Below are 23,879 nucleotides of genomic sequence, written 5' to 3'. Positions count from 1 at the left end.
TTTATAAGTGAGTCGCGACGACAATCAGCCTAATGCGGCGACGATCACTCGGCAGAGATGGTCGATCTGCTCTCGATTGATACAGAGCGGCGGGGCAATTTCGATGGTGGGATCGTTTCGGGTGTAATACAAAGAAGTGATGATCCCGCTGTTCAACAATCGCTCTCGAATCACTTTCACTTCCTCGGCCGTGGCAGGCGCCGAAGAGTCGCTTGAACGCAAGTGGATCGCCTGGAGCAAGCCAGTACCGGTGAGCCCGGAGACTTTCGGGTGGTTACCAAACAAGTCTTGAAGCACACCTTTCAAGTAAATGCCCATGGACGAGGCGTTTTCAAGCAACCGCTCGCGTTCGAGAATCCCGATATTCTCAAGGGCGGCGGCCGCGGCAGCCGGACGACCGCCAAACGTAGCGCCGTGGGCGAACATGCTGTCTTCGCCCTGGGCAAAGACCGCCGCGACCCGCTCGCTGACAATCGTCGCGCCGAGCGAGTCGTATCCGCTTGTAAGCCCTTTCGCGCAAATAACGATATCGGCCTCAAGTCCATACTGCTCGGCGCTGAACCAACTGCCCAGGCGTCCGAACCCGGTGATGACTTCATCGACGATCAACAACGCGCCGGTTTCCTCGCGCAAGCGCTTCAAGCCATCAAGATACTCAGCAGTGGGGGTTACCATGCCATTGCTGGTTTCAACCGTTTCAATCAACACGCCAGCAACATCCTTACCCAGGCCCGGCGTTGCATGGAGCACGTCGCTGAGAGGGTCTGTACTGTCCCGCATCGAAGCGATGGTGGCGGTCATGGGCAAGAGCGGACCAAACTCTTCCTTTAGCGCCGCGAATCCACACACAGACAGCGCGCCCAGCGTGACACCGTGGTAAGCATGATCGCGAGACACCAGCCATTTACGCTGGGGTTCGCCATTCCTGACCGCGAATGCCCGAGCGATTTTCAATGCAGTCTCTACCGCCTCCGAACCGCTATTGGTAAAGAACACCCGGGCATTGGCGCCGACAACAGGTGATGCCAGGCCGGCGAGCGTCTGGGCCAACCGGGAAGAATAAGGGTTTGAAAAACTGAACGGAGAGCAGAATGCCAACTTTCTGGCCGCTTCACTGGCCGCATCAATAATCGAATCACGACCATAACCCACGTTCACGCAGTACGCGCCGCTGATGGCGTCCATGTACCGACGGCCTTCCGAGTCTGTTACATAGATCCCCTGCGCCTCGATTATGGATGAAGGGAACGCATCGGTTTTACCAATCTGGTCGGAGGGAAAAAAATGAAGCCAAGTATTATTATCGGATGACACTTTTTCTTTAAACATGCAAGGTCCTTACGCTTCAGAAACTAAGCGCTCTAATCATCTGGCATCGGCGAGTAAGCGACTGATCTGCGACCAGTCGCATTATTGATATTAGTTATAACGCGCGCCGTCGCTCCCGGCTTTTAAATGGGCAGCGGTAAACGGTGGAAGACGGATGAGCCCGGACTCGGCTGAAGGGCTCGCAGCCAGAGGATCGGTGAGAAAAATCTTGCTGTCACCTTGAAGGTCGACAATGATTTCCCGGGCCGAAAAAAGATGCTCCGTCGCGCCAGGAGCCACTCGATTGGAAAGGGACAGGCTTGAATTCGCCGCGGCGGCAGGCTCCGCAACGGTACCATTAAGTATTTGATGATCAAGTTCAAGGCCGAAGATATCTTGATAGATCATCAATTCCACAAAACCGCGCAAAATATGAGGCGCGGCGTCATCACCGAAACGATCCAGCGCATGGCCAATCAGATTATCAAGCACCCAGCGACCATGGGCTTGGTCGACCGAGGTATGAACATCGAAATAATGACAATCCACCTTCCCTCGGTATATCTCGCGAACCGATTCCCCCAACTGTTTTTGCCACACGATAAAACAGGCTTCATTACGGAAAAAAGCGCCGAGGTAACGCAAGAACTTACTCTTGTCGTGACAGATTTGGTACGTGTAGGCCGAAACCAACATGTTGCTGGTGAGGAAATGATCCTGATACGCATCCGGCGTATCGCTCAGCCCCAGATCAAGCATGGTTTTTTCGTACAAGTGGCTGTGCTTGTCTTCCGGCACACCATTTCCCATTTCATCTTGATACACCCGCAGCAGATGTGACTGCAGGGTGCCGAACGCGCCAGTTGCGTACAGGCCCATCGGAGCCCCTTCAATAAGAAACTCAATTGAGAACTGTGTCAGCAAGCTCCTCATCAGTCCCTGGGCATTAGGGTTGTTGAGAATATAGGAGAGCGTCGGATCGAAGTCGCCATTCTTCAGGCGAGCAAACTCTTCATCCAAGTGAATGCCAAAAAAAGTCCTCAACTGTTCGGCCGAGACGGAGAAATCAACTTTATCCAACTGTGCACTGACCGGGGCAAACACAACAGCCTCAAGGGTTCGCAACTCATCCAGCGCTTTCTTACTCTTGTCCCGACCGTATCGCTCATCAAGATGCTGCTGAATATCCCCATCAATTTCTTTATTCAGAAAGAGCATGTCTTGCTCATAACAACCGATCAGACGCTTCACATTTTTATTCATGCGAACACCCAGCAACTCCTCCGTGGCCAGGTCAAGTTTGACCGACTGCCCATTGGGAAGCTGGTAATCTAGGTAAATGGAGCCATCCAAATATTTCATAGAATCCCTTTCTCTCAGGTGTTATTGCCCCTGCACCAAGAGACTGGCACAAAGGTTTATTGAGTCGATTGTTTTATTTCATTTAGGTGAAATACTTTTATCGGGTCAGGAACCAAGCCTCGATAAAAATGAGGGCGTGAAACAGCAAGAGCCTGCTGCCTGACGAGGAAACAAGGTACGGGAGTACAAAGTCGGAAGCGGCAGGAAGCCGCGCAGATAGTTAAGAACAACAGGAAAGATCGAGGCGTGCGGAGAGGAACAGAAGTGCATTTAATTCATTCCTTGAATAACTTTTCCTGGATCCAATCTTATAGTTGTAAAAATGTCGCTGTCAACGTGAAAAAACACAAACAGATGTTCAATATTATTCTCACAGCTTTTAAGTCCCTACAAAACCGAGGGCATGACTTTTTAAAAAAAACCAGCACTTTCAAGGCTTAGTAAAAAGGGGCTGATGCCAAGCACAGTAAAAAATAATTTACACCCGATAAGGCCAAAGCTTTTTTGTACACGCCGGTCGGATTCAGGCTTGTTCAATCTTGAGTAGACAATTAAGACCGGCCCTCTCAGCGCAACCAGAATTGCATGCCTACAGGGCCAAAGGAGACGGAGGCAGGCTGGGTCACCCCAGGGAAGCAACCTGCTCAGGGCGCGGCTGCCGTGACGTCGCCAGGCCGATAAAGGAAATGCCCAGCGCCAGGCCCAGGGTGGTACTGACCTCGCTGCGGTGCTCGGGGGTGATCATCATGACCGCCAGCGCCGCCGAGATGAACACGATGACCAACCAGGTCAGCCAAGGGAACAGCCACATGCGAAAAGGCAGCTCGATGTTCTGCCGTTGCATCATCCGGCGCATGCGCAGCTGCGAGATGGCGATCACCAGGTACACCAGCAAGGCGATGGCGCCGGAGCTGGCGAGCAGGAACTGGAACAGGCCGGCGGGCATGAAGTAGCTGAACAAAGTGACACCCGCGCCCAACACGGTACTGGCAATCACCGCGGACCGTGGCACACCGGCCGAGGAAGTGGCCTTAAAGGCCTTTGGCGCATCGCCACGGCGCCCCAGGGAATACAACATCCGCGAGGCGATGTAGATCGAAGAATTCATGCAACTGGCCACGGCGATCAGCACCACCACATCCACCAGGAATTTGGCGTGGGGAATGTTCATCAGTTCCAGGGCTCGCTGGTAGGAACCGACTGAAGCCAGGAGCGGATCGTTCCAGGGCACCACGGAAATGACCACGAAGATCGACAGCAGGTAGAACACACCGATACGCCAGATCACCGAACGAGTGGCCTTGGCGATGTTCTGCGCAGGATTATCGGATTCGGCGGCGGCGATCGTCACCGCCTCCGTACCGATGAAGCTGAACATGATGGTGATGAACGCGCCCACCACCGCCGACAGGCCGTTGGGGGCGAACCCGCCATGCTCCTCCATCAAGCGGCTCAGGCCACTGGCTTCACGCTCGGGAATCCAGCCCATCAACACCGCGAAACCCAGGGAGATGAAGCCGATGATCGCCACGACCTTGGCCATGGCGAACCAGAACTCGAACTCACCGTATTTCGACACGCTGAACAGATTCGTCACGGCCAGCAGAACGATCGACACCGAGGCGAACAGCCAGGCATCGACGGCGGGAAACCATTGGTTGAGTACATGACCGGCGGCCAACGCTTCGATGGGAATCACCAGCACCCAGAACCACCAGTAGAGCCAACCGATGGTGAAACCTGCCCAGCGCCCGATGGCCTGATCGGCATAGGTGGAGAAGGAGCCGGTGTCCGGGTTGGCGACGGCCATCTCGCCCAGCATGCGCATGACCAGGACCACCAACAGCCCGGAAAACAGATAGGCCAGCATGACGGCCGGGCCGGCGGCGGCAATGGCATGGCCCGATCCCACGAACAGACCCGCACCGATGATTCCGGCAATGGACAGCATGGTGACGTGACGAGGCTTGAAGCCCTGTGCCAGATGGCCGTTCGAGTCCTTGAAGCTGGGGCTGGTCATTTTCTTATTCTCTTGTGATCGAACATTGAGACGCGCGCAGGGACAGTCGGTATTGCTGGTTTGCCCGCCCCTCCTGGAAGCGGCACCGTTTGGTTGTGTTGATCCACCCTGGGCGAACGTGCGCACTTGCGGTGAAAAGTCGCGCCACGTTACCTGCCTTCCCTCTCGAGTCAGTTACCTGAACGCGCCATCTCTGTGCCTGATTTCGCCACGTGAGGAATGGCGTTTTGCCTCTTGCCAGGCGTCTGGACCGCGGTATTCAGCTACGTCGTCGAGGGGCAGCAACGAAATAAACCCTTTAAAAACTTTACTGGGTTAAGTATTTTGCATGCCTATGCCCGGCCTGTTGCTAACCGCAAGCCCTGTGGGAGCGAGCCTGCTCGCGATGGCGGTGTTTCAGTCGACTTGAATGCAGCTGATCCACCGCCATCGCGAGCAAGCTCGCTCCCACATTGGTGTGCCATGGCCTTTACCTCTTCTTTACGACAAGGACCTCCCGTGAGCGGACTGCGTGAACGTCAAAAAGCCGAACGCCGGCAAGCCATCAGCAAGGCGGCGGTCGAACTGTTCGAGCGCCAGGGTTTCCAGAACACCACCATCGAACAGATCGCCAGCCAGGCCGGCGTATCGGCTCCCACGGTGTTCAAGTACTTCGGCAACAAGCAGGAGATCATCCTGGAAATCCTGCACGACGCCGACCAGCGCGCGCTCACGGACACCCGCAGCCGGATGCCTGAAATCGAGGACCCGGTCCAAGCGCTGTGTTATCTGGAGCGGCTGTTGACCGGTTACGCACTGGAGGTCATGCACCCAAGCCTGTGGCGCGAGTTGCTGCCGCTGATCCTGTTTGGTGGCGATAACGGGCTGCCCGAGGGGTATCGCGCCATGAACGATGCGCTCAGGGCCGAAATCAGTGGGCTGATCAGGGAATTGCAACAGGCCGGCAAATTACGCGCCGATCTGGACGTCGACCTCGCCGCGTTCCTGTTGAACGACTATTCGCACTTGCAGCTGTTCAGGCTGGTCAACCAGGAACAACCGGATATCGAGGCACACTCCACACAGGTCCGGCGGATCACCGAATTGCTCTTCCTGGGCATGCGCGCCTGAGGGAGGCCCCCACTGATACGAACCCGGCGCCGCAGCGCCGGGTCACGCTGATCAGTGATGGGTCTTGATGCCGATCCAGGTGCGGGTGCGGATCCGCTCCACGGCGGCCGGCACCGGCTCCAGGGCGAACAGGGTCTTGCGCGCCTCGTCCGGCACATACATGGCGGGGTTGTTGCGAATGTCGGCATTGACCAACGCAGTGGCGTCCTTGTTCGGGTTGGGGTAACCGATCTTGTTGCTGATCCGCGCGATGACATCCGGACGCAAGATGTAATTGATGAATGCGTAGGCTTCCTTGGCATGAGGAGCGTTGGCGGGGACCATCATCACATCCGACCACATCGGCGCACCTTCCTTGGGCAGCACCATTTCCACCTTGACCCCCTTCCCTGCGTCTTCGGCCAGTCGCTTGGCCAGGGCCACCCCACCGGACCAACCCACCCCTACGCAGATCTCACCGTTGGCCAGGTCCATGCCATAGCGTGACGAATTGAAGTAGGTGATGTAAGGCCGGACCTTGAGCATGGCCGCCTGCGCCTTTGCGTAGTCCTCACGTTTCTGGCTGTTGGGGTCCAGCCCTTCGTAATGCAAGGCAATGGGCACGATCTCGTTGGCGGCGTCCAGCAGACCGACGCCACAACTGGCCAGCTTGGCCATGTTCTCTTCCTTGAAAAGGATATCCCAGGTGTTCATCTGCACATCGGCCCCCAATACCTGGCGCACCTTGTCGACGTTGTAGCCGATCAGGGTCGTGCCCCACAGGTACGGTGCGGCATAGCGGTTGCCCGGATCGCCCACCGCCTCCAGCGTCTTCATGAACTCAGGGTCCAGATGCTGCCAGTTCGGCAACTGGCTGCGGTCCAGAGGCTCGACGGCGCCCGCGGCGATCAGGTGACTGACGTTGGAGCTGCTCGGGTAGACCACGTCATACCCGGAGTTGCCGGTCAGGAGCTTGGATTCCAATGTTTCGACACTGTCGAAGACGTCATAGATGGGACGAATGCCGGTTTCCTCTTCGAAACTCTTGAGGATTTCAGGCGGCAGGTACTCGATCCAGTTGTAGATCCGCACCGTCCGTTCCTCGGCCAGGCTCGCGCCGCTGACCAGCATCGAAACGACAGCGCCCAGCAAGGTGTTGCGCAAAAACAGGTTCATGATCAAACACTCCAGCGCGGCCGCGAAGGCTCGCGGCACTAATAGCGGTAGGTGAAGTAGAGTTCCAGCGCGCTGAATTTCCGGTCGTCGCCGAAGACCTGTTTGGCCGCCGCCATGGGTTTGACCCAGTTGTACGACAGCGAGGTGGACAACGACTTCGACGGCGCCCAATCCAGGAAGACTACACTCTCGTCGGCAAAACGCCGGTCGCTGACGGCGGTGCCCATGTAGTTTTTTTCGTCGAGCCAGAACTGGTAGTGGATCGCACCGAGGGTGAGGGTTTCGTTGAGGTGGGTCTTGAGTGAGAACTGCTGGACGTTTTCGTTGCTGTTGAACATCAGGTAGTTGCCGACGACATCGCCGATCAGCCAGGTGCTCCAGTCGACGAAGCCCTTGCTCAACGGGTCCCAGGCTTTCTGCTGGTTGTCGGTGAGGTTGTCGTCGCCGGAAAAGCTCGCGTAGCGGTAGCCGATCACCGGGGTCAACGGCAGCGTGCTGAAGGTGTAATCCGCCTGGCCGTACCAGGCCTTGGCATCGTAATCCACGCCTTCGCCGCTCCCCCGTTCCAAGGCATATTCGGCATTCAGGCTCAGGTCGGCGATGCCCGGGAGCTTGGCGTTCAACGCCCTGACGTTATACACCAGCATGCCATCGCGGCGACGCGGCAAGGTACTGCCCTTGGGCCCCATGGCCTTGACCTTCAACGCGGTGGCGCCCAGCGTCACCTGGTCGTCGAGGTTGTAGTCCAGGTTCACGCCGCTCATGCGAAAGTCACCCAGGTCGCTGTCGGTCCCCAGGCTGAAGCCCTGGACCTTCAACGCGCCATGGTCCCAGGCGACCACTGCAGAATCCTTGAAGGCGGTGCGTGGGGCGAGCCAATAGGCACCGTCGTTCAACTGGTCGAGGTTGCCATCCATCACGATGAAACCGTTGCCGATCATGTAATTCTGGCGACCGCCCGTAACCGTCCACTCCCCGGCGCGGAAACCGCCATAGAACTCTTCGGTCGACACCTTGCCGTCGGAACTGCGGGTGAAGCCACCGGCATCGCCATCCCCGAAGGTGGTCGCCCCCACCAGGGAGCCGCCGGCCAGCAGGCTGAAATCCGGCTGCACGGCATACTCCAACTTGACGCCCGGCTTGACGTAGAACTCCTGCCAGTCGATTTTCGTGCCGCCATTCTTGCCGCTGCGCATGTCCACCACGCCGCCGCCAAAGTTGACGTTGCGGGTGGACAGGACCGCGCCACCGGCCGTTAAGTTGACCTCGCCCTTGAGGTTGCCCTCCTCGAAGGTGTAGCCCGCCCAGGCAACCTGGGCGGTCAAGGGTAACCCGAGCACGAGGAACGTTCGGGACAAACGCATCATGGAAACCATATGGAGCTCCTGTTGATTATTGTTGTTACAGGGCAGTGAATGGCGGCGCAAACCCGCGCCAACACCTGGCTGGGCCGGGTGAGCGGAACGAAACTCTTGTGTTTATCGGATGAACTCAGGGCGTCAGTTGCGCCGCGATGGCACGCAGCATGCGCACGCTGTCGCCGTCGAAGAGGCTGACGGCGTCGCTCAGGGACGACTGCTTGACGATCACCACGCCGGACGGTTTGTCGATGAACAGGTATTGGCCATGGATGCCACCGGCCATGAGCGCCTGGCTGTGGTCGTTGAAGACATACCACTGGCTGCGGTAGGACGCGCCAGGGGTCCAGCTCGAAAAGTCGGCGCAGGCGGCATAGATGGTGGGGTCGGCGCCAGCGGCGATACCGGCGAGCGCCTCTGCCGAGAGCAGTTGTCGCCCCTGCTGGCGGCCATCGTTGGCCAGCAGGCGGCCGAAGCGCGCCATGTCACGCAAGGTCGCGCTGAACCCGGCACCGGCCACACTGCGGCCCCAGGGATCCGCCAGAAAGTAGCCGTCACGTTCACAGCCCAACTGGTTCCAGACCTCCTGCAGCAACTGATGACAGGCCTTGCCAGACGCCCGCTCCATGACCCACGCCAATGCCTCGGTGGTGGCCGTCACGTAATGGAAAAAACCGCCGTGATTGCCGCGCTTTCTCAAGGATGGCAAGTACTGGTACAGGGATTCGAACGTCGTGTACTGCGCTGGCGCCGGCTGGAAACCGCAGGCGTAGCCGTATTGGGAGCTCTCTGAATCCGGGTCCTCATAGACCTCGCTGTAATCGACGGCCACGGCCATGTCGAACAGCTGGCGCACGGTCGCATCGCCGAACGCGCTGCCCATCAGTTCCGGTACGTAATGGGCGGCCGTCAGCGTCGGGTCCAACAGGCCTTCGCAGACCAGTTGCTCGCCCAGGGCACCGATCAGCGACTTGGTCACCGAAAACATGATGTGTCGGTCCTGGGGGCACTGGCCATTGAAGTAGCGCTCGAACAGTACGGTGTCGCCCTTAAGGACCAGGAACCCATCGGTCTGGCTGGCGATCAAGTGGTCGATCACGCTGATGCTCAAGCCACACTCGCTGGCGAAGTGCAGCTCATCCAGCGGCTGGAGTGCCTGCTTGAACGCGCTGACAGGCCCGGTGCCGGCCCGCACATCGATGGAAGGACGCAAGCGCGCCAGGTTACGGAAACCCCATTGGCTGTAGGGCGGGCTCATCCAGTTGTGCCAGGTGACGCGGCGGTGGGGTTCGGCGGGAAAGCCTTGCATGAGCGAAGGCGCCAGGCGTGCGTCAGAAGGCGATTCGTGAGTCTCGACGTAGAGACTGGCCAGTGAAGGCACGGTGTTCTGATTCATTGGGTTGCCCCTGGGAAATGACTCTGCGTGAAAGCAGATGCAGGAGAATAATTACTCGATGTAATTTTTTAGTCAATAAAACTTTTTATCGACATTGCTTGCCAATCTGGATCCCTTGACCACCGTGCCTGCGGGAGCAAGCCTCGCTCTCACCCTCGGCCCAGTCCTAAGCAAATAACTTAAAGTTATTTATTATCATTTTTTTAGATCATTTAGATTAAGCCTTAAGCCCAAAGGCTTACCGCGGTGGTGCCATCAAGGAACGTTGGCACTCACCCACCTTCCGTCACGGCAATCTCATTAACGGGCCACCGTCATGCAGCTTCTAACGCTACCTCCCTCTCCCGGCCTGGCCACCTCGATTCGTGCCACGGCCCAGGTCTTCGAAGACCCCACCTCCCGCGCCTTGCTGGAACACCTGCAACAAGTAGCACCCAGTGATGCCAGCGTGTTGATCATCGGCCAGACCGGCACCGGCAAGGAACTGGTGGCGCGCCACGTGCACAACCTCAGCGCCCGTCGCCACAAGCCGTTCGTTGCGGTCAACTGCGGGGCGTTTTCCGAGACCCTGGTGGAGGCCGAGCTGTTCGGCCACGAAAAAGGCGCCTTTACCGGCGCGTTGACGGCCAAGGCCGGCTGGTTCGAGGAAGCCGATGGCGGCACCCTGTTCCTTGATGAAATCGGTGATTTGCCGCTGCCGATCCAGGTCAAGTTGCTCCGGGTATTGCAGGAGCGCGAAGTGGTTCGACTGGGTTCGCGCAAGAGCATCAAGATCGATGTGCGTGTATTGGCGGCCACCAACGTACAGCTGGAAAAAGCCATCAATGCCGGGCACTTTCGCGAAGACCTCTATTACCGCCTGAACGTGGTCAGCCTGGCGCTCAAGCCGCTGCGCGAACGTCCCGGCGACATCCTGCCGTTGATACGCCACTTCATTGCGCAGTACAGCCACAGGCTCGGGCACGGTGAGGTGACGCTGGATGCCCAGGCGCAACGCAAGTTGCTCGACTACTCCTGGCCGGGGAACATCCGCGAACTGGAAAACGTCATCCACCACACGCTGCTGATTTGCCGCAACAAAGTGATTGGCGTGCAAGACCTGCATCTGTCGAACTTTCGTATCGAGCGCCAGGACAACCCACCGCAAGCAACTCCTCAAAGTGCAGAGGCGCTCTTGCAGAAAGCCTTCGAGAAACTGCTCGAGCAGGAGCATGGCGATGTGTATGAAAAGGTCGAGGCCGAGTTGTTGCGCACCGCCTACCGATACGCCAATTGCAATCAGGTCCATACCGCCAGCCTGCTGGGCCTGAGTCGCAACGTCACCCGCACGTTGCTGATCAGGATCGGCGAACTGGTGGTCAACAAACGCCGCCCCGCGCTCAGTACGCGGGACGGCCAGGTCATCAACCTTTCAACCTGAGTTCGCCACAAAAGCCAGGTGCGTCCCTTTTTTGTGGCGAGGGGATTTATCCCCGCTGGGCTGCGCAGCAGCCCCAAGACCTGTCCCTGATGTATCAGGCCGACCGCGTTCAACCTGCTTGGGGTCGTTGCGCGCCCAACGGGGATAAATCCCCTCGCCACAGGGTCATGTCAGCGGTGCTCACAGCGCTGCTGTTCGCGCGCCCAGGTAGAAATCCTGGAGATCGCTGCGGGCCGCCAGTTGTTCGGCGCTGCCTTCGCTGACCACCCGACCGCTTTCCAACACGTAGCCATGGTGGGCGTAACGCAAGGCGACATTGATGTTCTGCTCGGCGATCAAGAAGCTCACACCCTCACGCTGATTGAGTTGCCGGACGATCTCGAAGATTTCCTCGACGATCTGCGGCGCCAGGCCCATCGACGGTTCGTCCAGCAAGACCAGTTGCGGCCTGGCCATCAGCGCGCGACCTATCGCGATCATCTGTTGCTCGCCGCCCGAGGTGTAGCCGGCCAGGCTTTTGCGCCGCAGTTTCAGCCGGGGGAAATGGCCGTAAACCGATTCCAGGTCAGCCAGCAACTGGCGCCGCGGCACTTGGCGCGCCAGGGCACCGGCCAGCAGGTTTTCCTCCACGGTCAACTGGGCGAAGCAATGCCGACCTTCCAGCACTTGCACCAGGCCACTCGCCGCCAAGGTGTGAGGCGCACTGCGGGTCACGTCGCGCCCCTGGTAGACAATCCGCCCCCGCACCACCTCGCCCCGTTCGGCACGCACCAGGTTGGAGGCCGCCTTCAGCGTGGTGCTTTTACCCGCGCCGTTGGCGCCCAGCAGCACCACGACCTGCCCTTTTCCCACCTCCAGCGACACGCTGCGCACCGCCAGGATGGTCTGCTCGTAGAGCACTTCAATATCGTCGATCTGCAGGATCGGCACGTTCGTCGCCATGCTGTTTCGCCTTTTCAGATAGCGACCGGACGCGTGCGCCCGGTTGCCGCGATGCCTCAGGATTCCTTGTTGCAATCACGCGGGGTAATGCCTTTTTCCCGGGCGTACTGGTGCGAAGACGCTTCGATGATCGGCCGCAACAGGGCGCGGTCGGCCTGCACCCAGTCACTGATCAGCTTCCACTGGGTACCGTCCCATTGCTGGAAACGCACCGCACCGCCGCCTTCATGGTCCGAGCATGACAACTGCAACGGCTGCACCAGGCCCAACGCCCCCAGTTCCTTGAGCCGGGCGTCGTCGAGCTTGAGGTTCTCGAAGCCCCAACGCACCTGCTCACCCGTCAGGGGTTGCTTGCCGAATTTCTGCTGGGCAATGCGCAGGGCTTCTACGTTGAGGATGCCGTTGACCACGCCGAGGTTGTAGTACACGGTGCCGAACCGCTTGAGATCGGCCAGGTCGCCATGGCCGGCGTCGACCACTTGCTGCTTGATGCCCTGCAACACCGGGAAATCAGTACCTGAAGGGTGCGTGGTGATGGCGATGAAGCCCTTGGCCGCGGCACCGGCCGGCGCGGCGTCATCTTCGGAGTTGCTCCAGATGTTGCCGATGATGTGGTCGGCCGGGAAACCGACTTTCTGCGCGGTTTTCAGCGCCACCGGGTTCATCACCCCCCAACCGCGCAGGATCACCCAATCGGGTTTTTCCCGGCGAATATTCAGCCACTGCGACTGCTGTTCGTTGCCGGGGTGCGGCACCTCCAGCAAGGTCAGCGCAAAACCGTATTTGTCGGCCAGGGTTTGCAGGACCTCATTGGTTTCCTTGCCATAGGGCGAGCCGTGGTACAGGGTAACGATCTTCAAGCCCTTGAGCTTGTCCAACCCGCCAGCGCGCTGGCCGATGTAATTGATGATCGCCGAGACCTCGGAATACGGGTTCAACTGCAACGGGAAAACGTAGGGGAACACGCTGCCATCGGTGGAATCCGTGCGCCCATGGTTGATGGTGATCAGCGGCAGTTTGTCGGCTGTCGAGCGCTCCAGCGTGGCGTAGGCGATGCCCACCGACAGCGGATTGGTGGCAGCCGCCGGAGCGCCGTTCAAGCCTTTCTTCAGGCGTTCGTAGCACTCCACGCCTTTCTCGACCACGTATTCGGTTTCGCACTCACTCCAGGTCAGCTTGACGCCGTTCACGCCGCCATTGGCGTTGACGTACTTGAGGTAGTCGATGAAGCCGCCGAAAAAACCGGTGCCGCCGGCGGCATAAGGGCCGACGCGATAGCTTTGCAGCGGGAAGTATTGCTCGTTGTCCGCCTGGACGGTGAACGCCGCGGCGGTGAGGCTCAGGGCCAGTGCCAGGCTGCTGGCGAATGATCGTTTGAACATCGGATTTTCCTTGTTATGAAGCCATGGATAAGCCAACAAAATGGAACTGCAAACCCGCGTTGTGCGGTTCGCTCAGTAGCGCAACGGCCACAGCCGTGCGCGCTGGCGAAATCTCTGCCAGAGGCGCGCAAGGCCCTCTGGCTCCTTGATCAGGAACAGGATGATCAGGGCGCCGAATATCATCTTCTGCAGGTTCTCCACCTGGCCGGCGTCCACCAGCCCGCCGGGCAGCAGCGACACCAGGTTCGAAAGCAACACCGGAAACAGCACGATGAAAGCCGCGCCGAGGAAGTTGCCCAGCAGGCTGCCGAGGCCGCCGATAATGATGATGAACAGGATCTGGAACGAGCGGTTCAGATCGAAGCCGTGGGGCTCCACGGTGCCCAGGTAAGCGAAGGCCCACAGGGCACCGGCCACGCCGAGGAAAAACCCACTGATGGCGAACGCCAGCAGCTTGGTCTTCGCCAGGGGAATACCGATGATCGCAGCGGCGGTGTCCATGTCGCGCACCGCCATCCAGTTGCGCCCCAACTCGCTGCGCACCAGGTTCTTGCCCAGCCAGAACAGCGCTACCACCACGCTCAGGGTCAACAGATAGCGGCCTGCCGGCGCGTCGAGGTTCACCCCGAAGACCTCCAGGCGCGGCGCACTGATCACGCCCGAGGCGCTGTTGTTGGAAAACCAGCTGAACCGGGTCAACGCCCAGGTCACGAAGAACTGCGCCGCCAGGGTCGAGACCAGCAGGTAGAAGCCCTTGATGCGCAGGCTCGGCAGGCCGAACAGCACCGCCACCAGCGCCGCCGTCAACCCGCCCAGGGCGATACTGACCAACAACGGCAAGCCGGCGACCCGTATTTCAAGGTTGTAGGTGGCGAAGGCTCCCACCGCCATGAACGCCGCCGAACCGAGGGACAGTTGCCCGGCATAACCGGTGAGCAAATTGAGCCCCAACCCGGCCAGGGACAGCACCAGGAACGGAATCAGGATCGCGCTGAACCAGTAGTCATTGCCCAGCCAGGGCACCACGACGAAGGCAAACAGCAGCAATGCGGCCAGCCCTTGACGGTCCTGGCGCAGGGCGAAGAACCGGCGGTCCTGGGCATAGCGGGTGTTGAACTGGCCTGTTTCTCGATAAAACATGATGCGCTCCCCTAAACCCGTTCGATGACCCGTTCGCCAAACAACCCCGCCGGACGCACCAGCAAAAACACCAGCGCCAGCACGTAGGGAAACCAGTTCTCGATGCCGCTGCCGATGAAGGGCCCGAGGTAAACCTCCGCCAGCTTCTCCGAGGCACCGATGATCAAGCCGCCGACAATCGCCCCGCTGATGGAGGTGAAGCCGCCGATGATCAGCACCGGCAAGGCCTTGAGCACCACCAGTGAGAGTGAGAACTGCACGCCCAGGCGAGCGCCCCAGAGCAGGCCGGCGACCAACCCGACAAACCCCGCCACTGCCCACACCACCACCCAGACCCGCTGCAAACGAATGCCCACGGCCAACGCCGCCAGCGGGTCATCGGCCACCGCCCGCAACGACAATCCGAGCCGGGTCTTGTTGAACAGCCAGGACAACAGCAGCACCAGGAACGCCGCGGTCAATGCGGCAAAAATGTCAAACTGCGACAACAGCATCCCGCCCAACTCCAGCGGCTCATCGCTGATACCCAGTTCCAGGCCATGCACCTGGGCGCCCCACAGTGCCTGGGCGAAGCCTTCGATGACGTAGGACAGCCCGAGGGTGGCCATGAACAGCGTGATCGGCGAACGGTTGACCAAGGGCCGTAGCACCACCCGCTCCACCGCCACCGCGATCAGCACCATGGCCGCCAGGCTGATGACGAACGCCAGCCAGAACGGCACACCGCGCTCCAGCAGGCTGACGAAGGTCAGCGCCGAGAACAGCACCATCGCGCCCTGGGCAAAATTGAACACCCCGGAGGCCTTGTAGATCAGCACGAAACCGATGGCCACCAAGGCGTACATCACCCCGGCCAACAACCCGCCAATCAATACTTCAAAGAAAAATTCCATCGCTGCTCCTATTCTGCGGACGCAACTTGCCTGCCCTCCCTGGTGGGAAGGTGGCGAATATCCGGTATCAGTGGCGAGTGCCCAGGTAGGCCGAAATGACCTCGGGGTTCTGCCGTACGTCTTCAGGCGAGCCGTCGCCGATCTTGCGACCGTAATCGAGCACCACCACGTGGTCGCTGATGTCCATGACCACGCCGATATCGTGCTCGATCAACACCACCGTCGTGCCCAGCTCACGGTTGATGTCGACGATAAAGCGGCTCATCTGCTGCTTCTCGTCGGCGTTCATCCCGGCCATGGGCTCGTCCAGCAGCAACAGCCGAGGCTCCGCCGCCAGCGCGCGGGCCAGCTCCACCCGTTTCTGCAAGCCATAGGGCAGCGTGCCCACCAGGACGTCGCGCCAAGGCTGCAAATGCAGGAACGCGATGACACGCTCGGCCGCTTCGCGCTGGCGGTCATCCTCGGCCCGGGCGCGACCGATGCGCAGTGCCTGTTCGATCCAGGTGCTGCGGCGCTTGAGGTTGCGTCCGGTGAGCACGTTGTCGAGCACGCTCATGCCTTTGAACAACGCGATGTTCTGGAACGTCCGGGCAATGCCGCGGACCGCCACGTCGTGGGGGCGCATCCGGCGCCGCTCCTGTCGATCAAAACGGATGTGCCCGTCCTGGGCCTGGTACACGCCGCTGATGACGTTCAGCAGCGAACTCTTGCCGGCGCCGTTGGGGCCGATCAAGGCGCAGATCTCACCGGCGACGACGCGAAAGCTGATGTCCGTGACGGCTTTGACGCCTTTGAATGACAGCGAAATATGCTCCAGCTCCAGCAAATGCGTGATGCCCGTCTGGGTCATGGGGCGTCTCCTCTCAGGCCAGTTGCGACTGGAGGCCCGTCCAGTCATCGGTGGTGTGCGGCACCAGGTTCGGCGGCGCTTGCCAGTGGGCCCCGTCGTCCCATTGGCGAACCGCGATACCCAATGCCTGGAAAAATGCCTGGGTTTCGGGCGGCAAGGCATCGCCCACCAGCAGCGGCGCGCGGGTCCGGGAAAACCCCAGCACGTCGCGCAACGGCCGGCGCACCAGCCAGTCCCCCAGATACCGTTGCAACAGCCCCGGCTGCGCTGCCAACGCCCAGTCCACCAGCCAGCGCGACCCACTGCCCGGCTCCGGCAAACGTTCCAGCGCATAGCGGTGCAAACGCTGGTAGGTTTCCCGCGTCCCGGCTACCAGCGTCGGGCCCAGCTCGCGACGGTCGCGATCACGGGTCGCCAGGTTCTCAGGGAAGTTCAGGCGAAAACCGGCCATCAACCAGGGCGCCAGCAGATAGCGAGCTTGCCCGCCCGAGGCGAACGCCCGTGCGGCCAATGCCTCTTCCTGCCGGCCCAGCCCTTCGCGCGCCAACAACCGCTGCCCCTCCTGCAACAGTTCGGCGTGGCTGACGCGTTGTTCCTCCATCGCCCGTCCACTTCCGCGATAAAAGACAAAGGCCGTTTGCAGTGCTTGCCCTTGCGGGGCCAGGTCAACGATTGGCCGCTCGGCAGCCAACGCGGCGTAATCCAGCGCTTGCGCAAATAGCAACGAATCCGACAGGCCACGCTTGTCGAGGTAGACCCACACCCCCACGGCAACCTGCGCCGCACGCAGACGCAGCATTTCTTCCACGCCTTCGACCAGGACGAAATCCGGCTGCAGCGTGGCGAGCCGTTGCACCTGTTCGGCCGCCGTCTCCAGCGGATCGAACAGACTCGCCACGCCGCCCAGCCATTGCGCGGCCAATACGGCAAGCAGTGCCTGCGGCCTGGGTCGACTGATGATCGTCAGGGTCGCGCCCGCCGCAAAACCGCGGGCTTGCAGGGCACAGGCGAAACGGCTCACCTCGTCGGCCACGTGCGCCCAGGTCCGCGCCTGCCAGACACCCAGGTGCTTGTGGCGCAGCGCGACGTCCGAGCCATGCTCCAGCGCCTGGCGCTGCAACCACTGGGGCAAGCTGGCCGGGACCGGCTCAAGGGTGTCGGTGAACGTGCCCATGCTGCCTCCCGCGCCTAAGCGACCGCCGCCGTTTTGGCTGCCGCTTTGCGTTGCTCAAGCTCACGCACCAGCGGCAGGACCTTACGGCCGAAATACTCGACTTCTTCCTGGAAGTGCAGGAAACCGGCGAGCACCAGATCCACGCCTACCGCCTTGAGCGCGACGATGCGTTCGGCGATCTGCTGCGGCGTGCCGATCAAGTTGGTCTTGAAGCCATCGTTGTATTGCACCAGGTCCTCGAAGCTGGACTTGGCCCAGTTGCCCTCGCCTTCCGGGCTGGACTTGCCGGCCTGCTTCGCCGCATCGCCGAAGGCATTGACGGCCTCGGGATCGGCCTGGTCGATGATCTGGGCGAGGACCGCACGCGCCTCTTCTTCCGTGTCGCGGGCAATGACAAAGGCGTTAACGCCGACCTTGACCTTGTGGTTGTTGGCCGCGGCTTTCGCCTGGAGGTCATCGATCTGCGCCTTGACGCCTTCCACGGTATTGCCGTTGGTGAAGTACCAGTCCGATACCCGGGAGGCCATGTCCCGAGCCGCACGTGAGCTGCCGCCCTGGAAGATCTCCGGGTGCTGCTGCAGTGGTTTGGGCTTGAGGGTGTAGTCGTGGAAGCGGTAGAAATCACCGCGCAAGGTGAAGTTGTCGGTGGTCCAGATGCCCTTGAGCGCAGTGATGAATTCTTCGGAACGGCGATAGCGCTCATCGTGCTCCAGCCACGGCTCGCCAATGGCCGTGAACTCGCCCTTGAACCAGCCCGACACGATGTTGATCGCCACACGGCCGCCGGTCAGGTGGTCGATGGTTGCGATCTGCTTGGCCAACACCGACGGCGTCCACGGCCCCGGCAACACTGCGGCGATGACTTTCAGGCGCGTGGTAGCGGCCAGCAAGGCATGACTGAACGCGACGGACTCGTGCTGGTATTCAGCCCCATAGCCGGCGGTAAAGCGCACTTGGGACAGGGCGTAGTCGAAGCCGGCCGCTTCGGCGATCTGGGCCAGCTTGCGGTTGTAGTCGATGCCCCAGTCGGTGCGTTGTTCGATTTTGCTGACCACCAGACCGCCACTGACGTTGGGCACCCAGTAGGCAAATTTGATCGTGTCCTGGCTCATTGCATGTACTCCACGGCTCGTTTTGAAAGGAAAAATGGATCAGGCAGCACTGGCGCCACGCCGGGCGCCCGGGACCAGGCTCAGCAACGCCGACTCGACGGCGCGCTCGATACGCTCCAGCACCTGTGCACTGGAGATCCGGTATTGGCTGAAATCGGTTTCGCTGGCATAGACCCCCACTGGCAGGCTGAGGGCCTGGAAGAAGCCGAACAGGGGCCGCAACTGGTGATCGATCATCAAGGCATGGCGATCCGAGCCACCTGTCGCGGCCAACAGCACCGGTACGTTCTTGAGGGCTTCGTGATGAACGAAATCGAACAGGTGCTTGAACAGGCCGGTGTACGAGGCTCGGTACACCGGGCTGGCGGCGATCAACAGATCGGCCGATTCAATGGCGTGCAGATCCTCCTGCACGGCAGCCGGCAACGCCTCGCGACGCAACACCCCGGCGAACTGTGGACCGACCTTGGCCAATTCGATCAAGCGCACCTTGATCGGCAGTTGCTGCCCGAGCCGATCCACCAACGCCTGGAGCAGTGCCAGGGTGCGTGACGGGTGCTGCACGCTGCCTGACACCGCCACCACTTTGAATTGCTTGCTCATCGCTTACCCCATGCCTGGAGACGCCACCTCAGCGTCTGCACAAGGTGTAGAGCAGCAACCGTGCCAGTTGAATATTTCCTTATTAATCAAATAATTAAATGACACTCCCAATCACTGCACTGTCGCCCGACGGACAAGCTGTTGGTCCGCTGTTGCCTGGCCAACACCCGGCCTGTCGATGTCCGTCGCGACAACTGTTGCCCGGCACACAGTTGCGCAACAGATTGTCCGTGGCCAGCACAGCCCTTGCGCCGATGAACGCCGTATGGGCCCCGCATTTACGGGCGTTGGACCTCGGGCATGGACTGTGCAATGGCCTTTGGCACCGGCAGATTTTTCCCCTGCCCGCCGACTCGCCATCAAGAAGGAAGATCAACATGACCGCACAGCAACACCACCTGCCGCCGATCCTTTCCACGGGCACCGACTATGAGCCCCTGGCCGAACGCTTCCGGCCGATCTTTGCGCGCATCCAGGCTGGCGCCCTGGAGCGTGAGCAGACACGCAGCCTGCCCTTTGAACAGGTGAAATGGCTGAAGGAAGCCGGCTTTGGCGCCGTCCGCGTACCGGTCGAATATGGCGGCGCCGGGGCTTCGTTGCCGCAGCTCTTGCAATTACTGATCGAACTGGCTGAAGCCGATTCCAACCTGCCCCAGGCCTTGCGCGGGCACTTCGCATTCGTCGAGGACCGCCTCAACGCCCACGCCAGTAGCCCACAGGACACCTGGTTCAAGCGCTTTGTCGAGGGTGAGTTGGTGGGCAATGCCTGGACGGAAGTCGGCGCGGTGAAAATCGGCGAAGTCGTCACCCGGGTTTCCCACCAGGGTGATCAGTGGGTCGTCAACGGCACCAAGTACTACAGCACCGGCAGCATCTTCGCCGACTGGATCGACGTGTATGCCCAGCGCGACGACAACGGCGCCGACGTGATTGCCGCCGTCCGTGTGCACCAGCCGGGCGTCAAGCAAAGCGATGACTGGGACGGCTTCGGCCAACGCACCACCGGCAGCGGGACGTCGGTGTTCGAGAATGCGTTGGTCGAGGCGGAAAATCTCATCGATTTCTCTACCCGCTTCAAATACCAGACCGCGTTTTATCAACTGGTGCTGCTGGCCGTGCTGACCGGCACCGGCCGCGCGGCGGTTCATGACATCACCGAGCAAGTGCGCAAACGCACGCGGGTCTTCAGCACCGGCAATGCCAGCGAAGTGAGCCAGGACGTGCAAGTGCAACAGGTGGTCGGCAGGGCATCGGCCCAGGTCTACGCCGCCGAAGCCACCACCCTGCGCGCCGCGAGCGCCTCCCAGCGCGCTTACGAAAGCCGCTTCAGCCAGGACGCCGAAACCGAGCACACCGCCAACATCGCCGCCGAACTGGAGTCGGCCCAGGCCCAGGTGGTGATTTCCGACCTGGTGTTGCGCGCCACCAGCGACCTGTTCAATGCCCTCGGTGCTTCGGCCACCAGCACCAGCAAGGCCCTCGACCGTCACTGGCGCAATGGCCGCACTGCTGCCTCGCATAATCCGTTGATCTATAAGGAGCGCATCATCGGTGATTGGGAAATCAACGGCACGGAACCGCCGTATGTCTGGCAGATTGGCGGGGGCTCGAAGCAGCTTTGAGCAGGCTTGCTCGCGATAGCGGCGGTTCAGCTACATGGATATTGGGCTGGCTGGCCTCATCGCGAGCAAGCCCGCTCCCACAGGGGGTCTGGGTTGACCATAGGCTTCGTGCCCACTGGAGATCGCCTGCTCGCGATGGCGGCGGCGCAGTTGCATGGATGCCTGTTCCTTACGCCACACGTTCGACGTAGTGAGATGCCAATTGCCTACCTCCGCACAAAGCCAAGAGGAACTCATCCCAGACGATCAAAACACTGGCATCATGCCTTTTTCCTTGCACTCATGGAGTGACTGTGACGAATCTAAGTGCCGCTCCTGAGTTTGCAACCGCCGCCACTTTATCGCCCTACCGCTTCTTTCCCCGACTCGGGATGTTGATGCTGGCCACTCTGGTCGCCTTCTTGGCCGCGATACCCGAGGTTCTTTTCGTACCCGCGGACATGCAGACCTATCTGATGTTCACGACCACCTCGGGGCTCACCGCACTCGTTCTCCTCGGCCTCTTCGCCCTGCAATACCGTGCCGATTCACGCCCGCAGTGGCGCGGTCATGCCATTGGCAAACCCCTGCGGTGGGGAGCGATCGGCATTATCGGGACCTACCTGCTTTTCGGGGTTGCCGTCTTCGTGCTCGGGTTACCCCGTGAGGTGTTCATGGCCGAGCTTCTGGACGGGCTCCACCGTTGGCAGGCCGCGATCAAGATTGCCTCGCTGATCGTGCTGCCGCCCATCGCCGAAGAGCTGTTCTTCCGCCATTACATGTTCCGGCTGTTTCCCTACGAGAACAGCCGTGCCTGGACATGGATCGCGATCATCGTGACGTCGGCCGTCTTCGCCGGCATGCACATCCAATACGGGAACTGGATGACGATCGTGCTGATCTTCGCCTGTGGAGGCGTGTTCGCCATCGCCAGGGTGGTCAGCGGCGGCCTGCTGGTGCCAGTGCTCCTGCATTCGCTGACCGAGATTGTCGCACTGAGCGCTGACCAGTCTTTCTCGCTGATGGGGCTTTACGGTTGAGCCAGCGGTGCCAGGCAGCGGCCCTCCACGGCTTCACGGCGCCTGAACCTCGACGGGTGGCAGAAGGAACTCGCCCATCTGCGGGTAGTGCATGGTCAGGACTGCCCACCTCAGCCCCTCCACACCTGGCACGGTGCCTGATGCCTTGGACGAATGCTCGACGTAGCCGGCATATTCCTCGACATACTCGAGATGCTTTTCCCAGCGCGCCTGATCAAAGTTCACGCCAAAGATGATGACACTGCCCGTTGCCACCTTTTCCGCCTGGGCTTTCAAGCGGGTCATGTACCAATAGTCCTTGGCCGCGCTTTCAAACATCTTGCCCTGGTTGGCATTGAAGAAAGGTGTCTTGAGTTCAATGAAGTGAAAGCGCTTTTCATCCTGGTCGCGAATCCACAAATCGCATTGCTTGGAAGCAATGTCCATCAGCGACCAACGCTGATCGAGCTTCACTTTGTACTCGACGCCAACATCCGCCAGTTCGCGGTCGGGGCCACGAAGCCCACGGGCCTGGATCAGCCAGAAATAAAACTCGAACTTCAACCAGCCCTCGAAACCGTTGGCCAGGGCACTGATGGATGACGGCAGGTATTTGCGGTCCTCTTCCCACGATTGCATGAATGCACAGAATGCTGAAGCGACGTTTTGGATGCCGGGCATGGGTTACTTCCTTGTATTGGCCAAAAGACTGTAGGCATAGTGCCACCACTCTGCTGACGGCTACAATGCCAAGCTATGATTGGCAAACGTCAGCACCCCAAACAAGGTCAGCAATGAACACTCACACCGCATGCCTCGGACTGCTTGCCTTGACGCTCCCCTTCCTGTGCGAGCCCGTCCAGGCCTCGACGTGGCAGATCTGCCAGATGGAGCTGCGTATCGTCGAGGTCCTGAAACAACCCTACCCGCAACTTCAGGCGCAGATCGTGAAAGCCAGGCCGAAATCCACCTCGGTGGAGTGCCCCGCGCAAGGCTCGCTGTTGACCTTCACCCCGGAAACCCCGGACTACCAAGCCACGCTCCCCCGCCGACAATGGCCCGGCAAAGGGCAGTCGGTACGGGTGGACTACCGCTACCTGGATGGCATCTGTAAAGGCGACGGTAATTCGCATCCGTGCCGTATCAAGCACTACCCCATGATGGGTCGATAGTCGGGCAGCCGGAGAAGGCGGCAGTTCTCGAATCAGTGAAGTCACTGATGACCTCATCGCGAGCAAGCTCGCTCCCGCAAAAGGGACTTGCGCAACTCCCTGTGGGAGCGAGCTTGCTCGCGATGACGTCCCACACATCCAACCTCAATGCAACTCAAGCCAACAGCGCACTGATCCACCGGACCTGCCGGGCAATGTCTTGCCGCTTCTCTTCGGGCACGGCTTGCCGCGCCTTGGCGAAGCTGGCGAGGGTCTTTTGTTTCTGGCGCAACAAGCGTTGCCACTTGGCCAGGAAGGTCGGCGTTCGCGCGTGCATCTGCAGCGGGCCGAAGTACAGCTCCTCGGCGGTGTACGTCACGGGCCCGGCGCGCTCGGCGACGATGATCTCGTAGTAGAAGCGGTTTTCCCGCAGCACTTCCTCGCAAAGGATGCGGTAGCCGTTTTCCATCAGCCATTGGCGCAGCGGTTGTTCGCCGCCGTTGGGTTGCAGAATCAGCCGCTCGCGCCCGCTCAGCCGTGCTTTACCGCTGTCGAGGATGTCGCGGATCGTCTCGCCGCCCATGCCGCAGAGGCTGATCGCGGTGATCCCGTCTTCCGGCTCGATTGCCGCCAAGCCATTGGCCAGGCGCACACTGATGCGCTGCTCCAGGCCATTCTCGCCCACGGTGCGTTCGGCGGCGCGCAAGGGTGTCAACGCCACCTCGCCGGCCACCGCCGTCGCAATGACGCCACGACGCAACAAGGCCACCGGCAGGTAAGCGTGATCCGAGCCGATATCGGCCAGGTGCGCCCCTGCCGGCATATGCGCCGCCACGCGCTCCAGGCGCATGGACAATGTCTGTTCGTTCAACTGCAGTTCCCT

21 protein-coding genes are annotated in these 23,879 nt (G+C 60.4%); 5 read left to right on the top strand and 16 right to left on the bottom strand.

Annotated features, from left to right (window positions below):
• Window positions 1-24: 24 nt before the first annotated feature.
• From BM317_RS10435 to gabP, 3 genes are all read right to left on the bottom strand, one after another.
• Window positions 25-1,329, bottom strand: coding sequence for an aminotransferase family protein (locus BM317_RS10435; protein WP_092165598.1), 1,305 nt, complete (start codon window positions 1,327-1,329; stop codon window positions 25-27).
• Window positions 1,330-1,419: 90 nt separating this feature from the next.
• A complete protein-coding gene (locus tag BM317_RS10430; RefSeq protein ID WP_092165596.1) occupies window positions 1,420-2,670 on the bottom strand; it encodes an iron-containing redox enzyme family protein in 1,251 nt (416 codons plus the stop codon).
• Between the two features lie 622 nt (window positions 2,671-3,292).
• Window positions 3,293-4,690 carry a GABA permease gene (gene gabP / locus BM317_RS10425; protein WP_092165594.1) on the bottom strand — a complete coding sequence of 466 codons (1,398 nt, stop codon included), beginning with the start codon at window positions 4,688-4,690 and terminating at the stop codon, window positions 3,293-3,295.
• A gap of 498 nt (window positions 4,691-5,188) precedes the next feature.
• Here gabP and BM317_RS10420 point away from each other — a divergent pair, with 498 nt between their 5' ends.
• Window positions 5,189-5,800 (top strand): TetR/AcrR family transcriptional regulator, encoded by a 612-nt coding sequence (locus BM317_RS10420; protein WP_072410139.1) that lies wholly within the window; start codon window positions 5,189-5,191, stop codon window positions 5,798-5,800.
• Between the two features lie 51 nt (window positions 5,801-5,851).
• On the opposite strand, the gene BM317_RS10415 is transcribed toward BM317_RS10420, so the two are convergent.
• The 3 genes from BM317_RS10415 to BM317_RS10405 all read right to left on the bottom strand — a co-directional run bounded on the left by BM317_RS10415 (window position 5,852) and on the right by BM317_RS10405 (window position 9,709).
• Complete coding sequence (locus tag BM317_RS10415) at window positions 5,852-6,955, bottom strand: polyamine ABC transporter substrate-binding protein (RefSeq protein ID WP_092165592.1); 1,104 nt, start codon at window positions 6,953-6,955, stop codon at window positions 5,852-5,854.
• A gap of 38 nt (window positions 6,956-6,993) precedes the next feature.
• Window positions 6,994-8,331, bottom strand: coding sequence for an alginate export family protein (locus tag BM317_RS10410; protein WP_092474241.1), 1,338 nt, complete (start codon window positions 8,329-8,331; stop codon window positions 6,994-6,996).
• A 115-nt stretch (window positions 8,332-8,446) separates the two neighbouring features.
• Complete coding sequence (locus BM317_RS10405) at window positions 8,447-9,709, bottom strand: serine hydrolase domain-containing protein (RefSeq protein ID WP_092474239.1); 1,263 nt, start codon at window positions 9,707-9,709, stop codon at window positions 8,447-8,449.
• Between the two features lie 316 nt (window positions 9,710-10,025).
• Here BM317_RS10405 and BM317_RS10400 point away from each other — a divergent pair, with 316 nt between their 5' ends.
• The gene (locus BM317_RS10400; protein ID WP_092165589.1) at window positions 10,026-11,129 is read left to right on the top strand and encodes a sigma-54 interaction domain-containing protein; all 1,104 of its coding nucleotides are present in this window, start codon (window positions 10,026-10,028) and stop codon (window positions 11,127-11,129) included.
• 180 nt (window positions 11,130-11,309) lie between these two features.
• Here the strand turns inward: BM317_RS10400 and BM317_RS10395 are convergent, their stop codons facing one another.
• From BM317_RS10395 to msuE, 8 genes are all read right to left on the bottom strand, one after another.
• Window positions 11,310-12,071, bottom strand: coding sequence for an ABC transporter ATP-binding protein (locus tag BM317_RS10395; RefSeq protein WP_092165588.1), 762 nt, complete (start codon window positions 12,069-12,071; stop codon window positions 11,310-11,312).
• A gap of 56 nt (window positions 12,072-12,127) precedes the next feature.
• Complete coding sequence (locus BM317_RS10390; protein WP_092165587.1) at window positions 12,128-13,453, bottom strand: ABC transporter substrate-binding protein; 1,326 nt, start codon at window positions 13,451-13,453, stop codon at window positions 12,128-12,130.
• Between the two features lie 72 nt (window positions 13,454-13,525).
• On the bottom strand, window positions 13,526-14,593 hold the full coding sequence (locus BM317_RS10385; RefSeq protein WP_092474237.1) for a branched-chain amino acid ABC transporter permease: 1,068 nt from the start codon (window positions 14,591-14,593) through the stop codon (window positions 13,526-13,528).
• An 11-nt stretch (window positions 14,594-14,604) separates the two neighbouring features.
• On the bottom strand, window positions 14,605-15,486 hold the full coding sequence (locus tag BM317_RS10380) for a branched-chain amino acid ABC transporter permease (RefSeq protein WP_092165585.1): 882 nt from the start codon (window positions 15,484-15,486) through the stop codon (window positions 14,605-14,607).
• A 67-nt stretch (window positions 15,487-15,553) separates the two neighbouring features.
• Window positions 15,554-16,336 (bottom strand): ABC transporter ATP-binding protein, encoded by a 783-nt coding sequence (locus BM317_RS10375; protein WP_092474235.1) that lies wholly within the window; start codon window positions 16,334-16,336, stop codon window positions 15,554-15,556.
• Between the two features lie 13 nt (window positions 16,337-16,349).
• Window positions 16,350-17,510: an AMP-binding protein gene (locus BM317_RS10370; RefSeq protein WP_092474233.1), complete on the bottom strand. Its 1,161-nt coding sequence runs from the start codon at window positions 17,508-17,510 to the stop codon at window positions 16,350-16,352.
• Window positions 17,511-17,524: 14 nt separating this feature from the next.
• Window positions 17,525-18,622, bottom strand: coding sequence for a dimethylsulfone monooxygenase SfnG (gene sfnG, locus BM317_RS10365; RefSeq protein WP_092474231.1), 1,098 nt, complete (start codon window positions 18,620-18,622; stop codon window positions 17,525-17,527).
• A gap of 39 nt (window positions 18,623-18,661) precedes the next feature.
• Window positions 18,662-19,225, bottom strand: a complete 564-nt coding sequence (gene msuE, locus BM317_RS10360) for an FMN reductase (RefSeq protein ID WP_092474229.1) — start codon at window positions 19,223-19,225, stop codon at window positions 18,662-18,664.
• A 377-nt stretch (window positions 19,226-19,602) separates the two neighbouring features.
• Here msuE and BM317_RS10355 point away from each other — a divergent pair, with 377 nt between their 5' ends.
• Together BM317_RS10355 and BM317_RS10350 are read left to right on the top strand one after the other, a co-directional pair.
• Entirely contained in the window at window positions 19,603-20,847 is a 1,245-nt protein-coding gene (locus BM317_RS10355) for an acyl-CoA dehydrogenase family protein (RefSeq protein ID WP_092165578.1), read from the top strand.
• Between the two features lie 293 nt (window positions 20,848-21,140).
• Window positions 21,141-21,866, top strand: coding sequence for a CPBP family intramembrane glutamic endopeptidase (locus BM317_RS10350; RefSeq protein ID WP_256574114.1), 726 nt, complete (start codon window positions 21,141-21,143; stop codon window positions 21,864-21,866).
• Between the two features lie 33 nt (window positions 21,867-21,899).
• On the opposite strand, the gene BM317_RS10345 is transcribed toward BM317_RS10350, so the two are convergent.
• Window positions 21,900-22,526, bottom strand: a complete 627-nt coding sequence (locus tag BM317_RS10345) for a hypothetical protein (RefSeq protein ID WP_092165574.1) — start codon at window positions 22,524-22,526, stop codon at window positions 21,900-21,902.
• Window positions 22,527-22,639: 113 nt separating this feature from the next.
• On the opposite strand from BM317_RS10345, the gene BM317_RS10340 reads away from it, so the two are divergent.
• Window positions 22,640-23,017: a hypothetical protein gene (locus BM317_RS10340; RefSeq protein WP_092165572.1), complete on the top strand. Its 378-nt coding sequence runs from the start codon at window positions 22,640-22,642 to the stop codon at window positions 23,015-23,017.
• Between the two features lie 154 nt (window positions 23,018-23,171).
• Here the strand turns inward: BM317_RS10340 and BM317_RS10335 are convergent, their stop codons facing one another.
• Window positions 23,172-23,867 (bottom strand): tRNA (adenine(22)-N(1))-methyltransferase, encoded by a 696-nt coding sequence (locus BM317_RS10335; protein ID WP_092165570.1) that lies wholly within the window; start codon window positions 23,865-23,867, stop codon window positions 23,172-23,174.
• Between the last annotated feature and the right edge of the window lie 12 nt (window positions 23,868-23,879).

This window comes from Pseudomonas sp. NFACC24-1 (assembly GCF_900115235.1).
Lineage (GTDB): Bacteria > Pseudomonadota > Gammaproteobacteria > Pseudomonadales > Pseudomonadaceae > Aquipseudomonas > Aquipseudomonas fluorescens_AA.
Note: the sequence above shows the minus strand (reverse complement) of the source record. Positions and strands in the feature narration are given on the sequence as shown.

What these genes read in the sequence shown, in the direction of transcription:
- BM317_RS10340 (WP_092165572.1), top strand. Translation starts at nt 22,640, where the DNA reads ATGAACACTCACACCGCATGCCTCGGACTGCTTGCCTTGACGCTCCCC.
- msuE (WP_092474229.1), bottom strand. Translation starts at nt 19,225, where the DNA reads ATGAGCAAGCAATTCAAAGTGGTGGCGGTGTCAGGCAGCGTGCAGCAC.
- BM317_RS10375 (WP_092474235.1), bottom strand. Translation starts at nt 16,336, where the DNA reads ATGACCCAGACGGGCATCACGCATTTGCTGGAGCTGGAGCATATTTCG.
- BM317_RS10405 (WP_092474239.1), bottom strand. Translation starts at nt 9,709, where the DNA reads ATGAATCAGAACACCGTGCCTTCACTGGCCAGTCTCTACGTCGAGACT.
- gabP (WP_092165594.1), bottom strand. Translation starts at nt 4,690, where the DNA reads ATGACCAGCCCCAGCTTCAAGGACTCGAACGGCCATCTGGCACAGGGC.
- BM317_RS10370 (WP_092474233.1), bottom strand. Translation starts at nt 17,510, where the DNA reads ATGGGCACGTTCACCGACACCCTTGAGCCGGTCCCGGCCAGCTTGCCC.
- BM317_RS10435 (WP_092165598.1), bottom strand. Translation starts at nt 1,329, where the DNA reads ATGTTTAAAGAAAAAGTGTCATCCGATAATAATACTTGGCTTCATTTT.
- BM317_RS10355 (WP_092165578.1), top strand. Translation starts at nt 19,603, where the DNA reads ATGACCGCACAGCAACACCACCTGCCGCCGATCCTTTCCACGGGCACC.
- BM317_RS10390 (WP_092165587.1), bottom strand. Translation starts at nt 13,453, where the DNA reads ATGTTCAAACGATCATTCGCCAGCAGCCTGGCACTGGCCCTGAGCCTC.
- sfnG (WP_092474231.1), bottom strand. Translation starts at nt 18,622, where the DNA reads ATGAGCCAGGACACGATCAAATTTGCCTACTGGGTGCCCAACGTCAGT.
- BM317_RS10345 (WP_092165574.1), bottom strand. Translation starts at nt 22,526, where the DNA reads ATGCCCGGCATCCAAAACGTCGCTTCAGCATTCTGTGCATTCATGCAA.
- BM317_RS10385 (WP_092474237.1), bottom strand. Translation starts at nt 14,593, where the DNA reads ATGTTTTATCGAGAAACAGGCCAGTTCAACACCCGCTATGCCCAGGAC.
- BM317_RS10380 (WP_092165585.1), bottom strand. Translation starts at nt 15,486, where the DNA reads ATGGAATTTTTCTTTGAAGTATTGATTGGCGGGTTGTTGGCCGGGGTG.
- BM317_RS10400 (WP_092165589.1), top strand. Translation starts at nt 10,026, where the DNA reads ATGCAGCTTCTAACGCTACCTCCCTCTCCCGGCCTGGCCACCTCGATT.
- BM317_RS10410 (WP_092474241.1), bottom strand. Translation starts at nt 8,331, where the DNA reads ATGGTTTCCATGATGCGTTTGTCCCGAACGTTCCTCGTGCTCGGGTTA.
- BM317_RS10430 (WP_092165596.1), bottom strand. Translation starts at nt 2,670, where the DNA reads ATGAAATATTTGGATGGCTCCATTTACCTAGATTACCAGCTTCCCAAT.
- BM317_RS10415 (WP_092165592.1), bottom strand. Translation starts at nt 6,955, where the DNA reads ATGAACCTGTTTTTGCGCAACACCTTGCTGGGCGCTGTCGTTTCGATG.
- BM317_RS10395 (WP_092165588.1), bottom strand. Translation starts at nt 12,071, where the DNA reads ATGGCGACGAACGTGCCGATCCTGCAGATCGACGATATTGAAGTGCTC.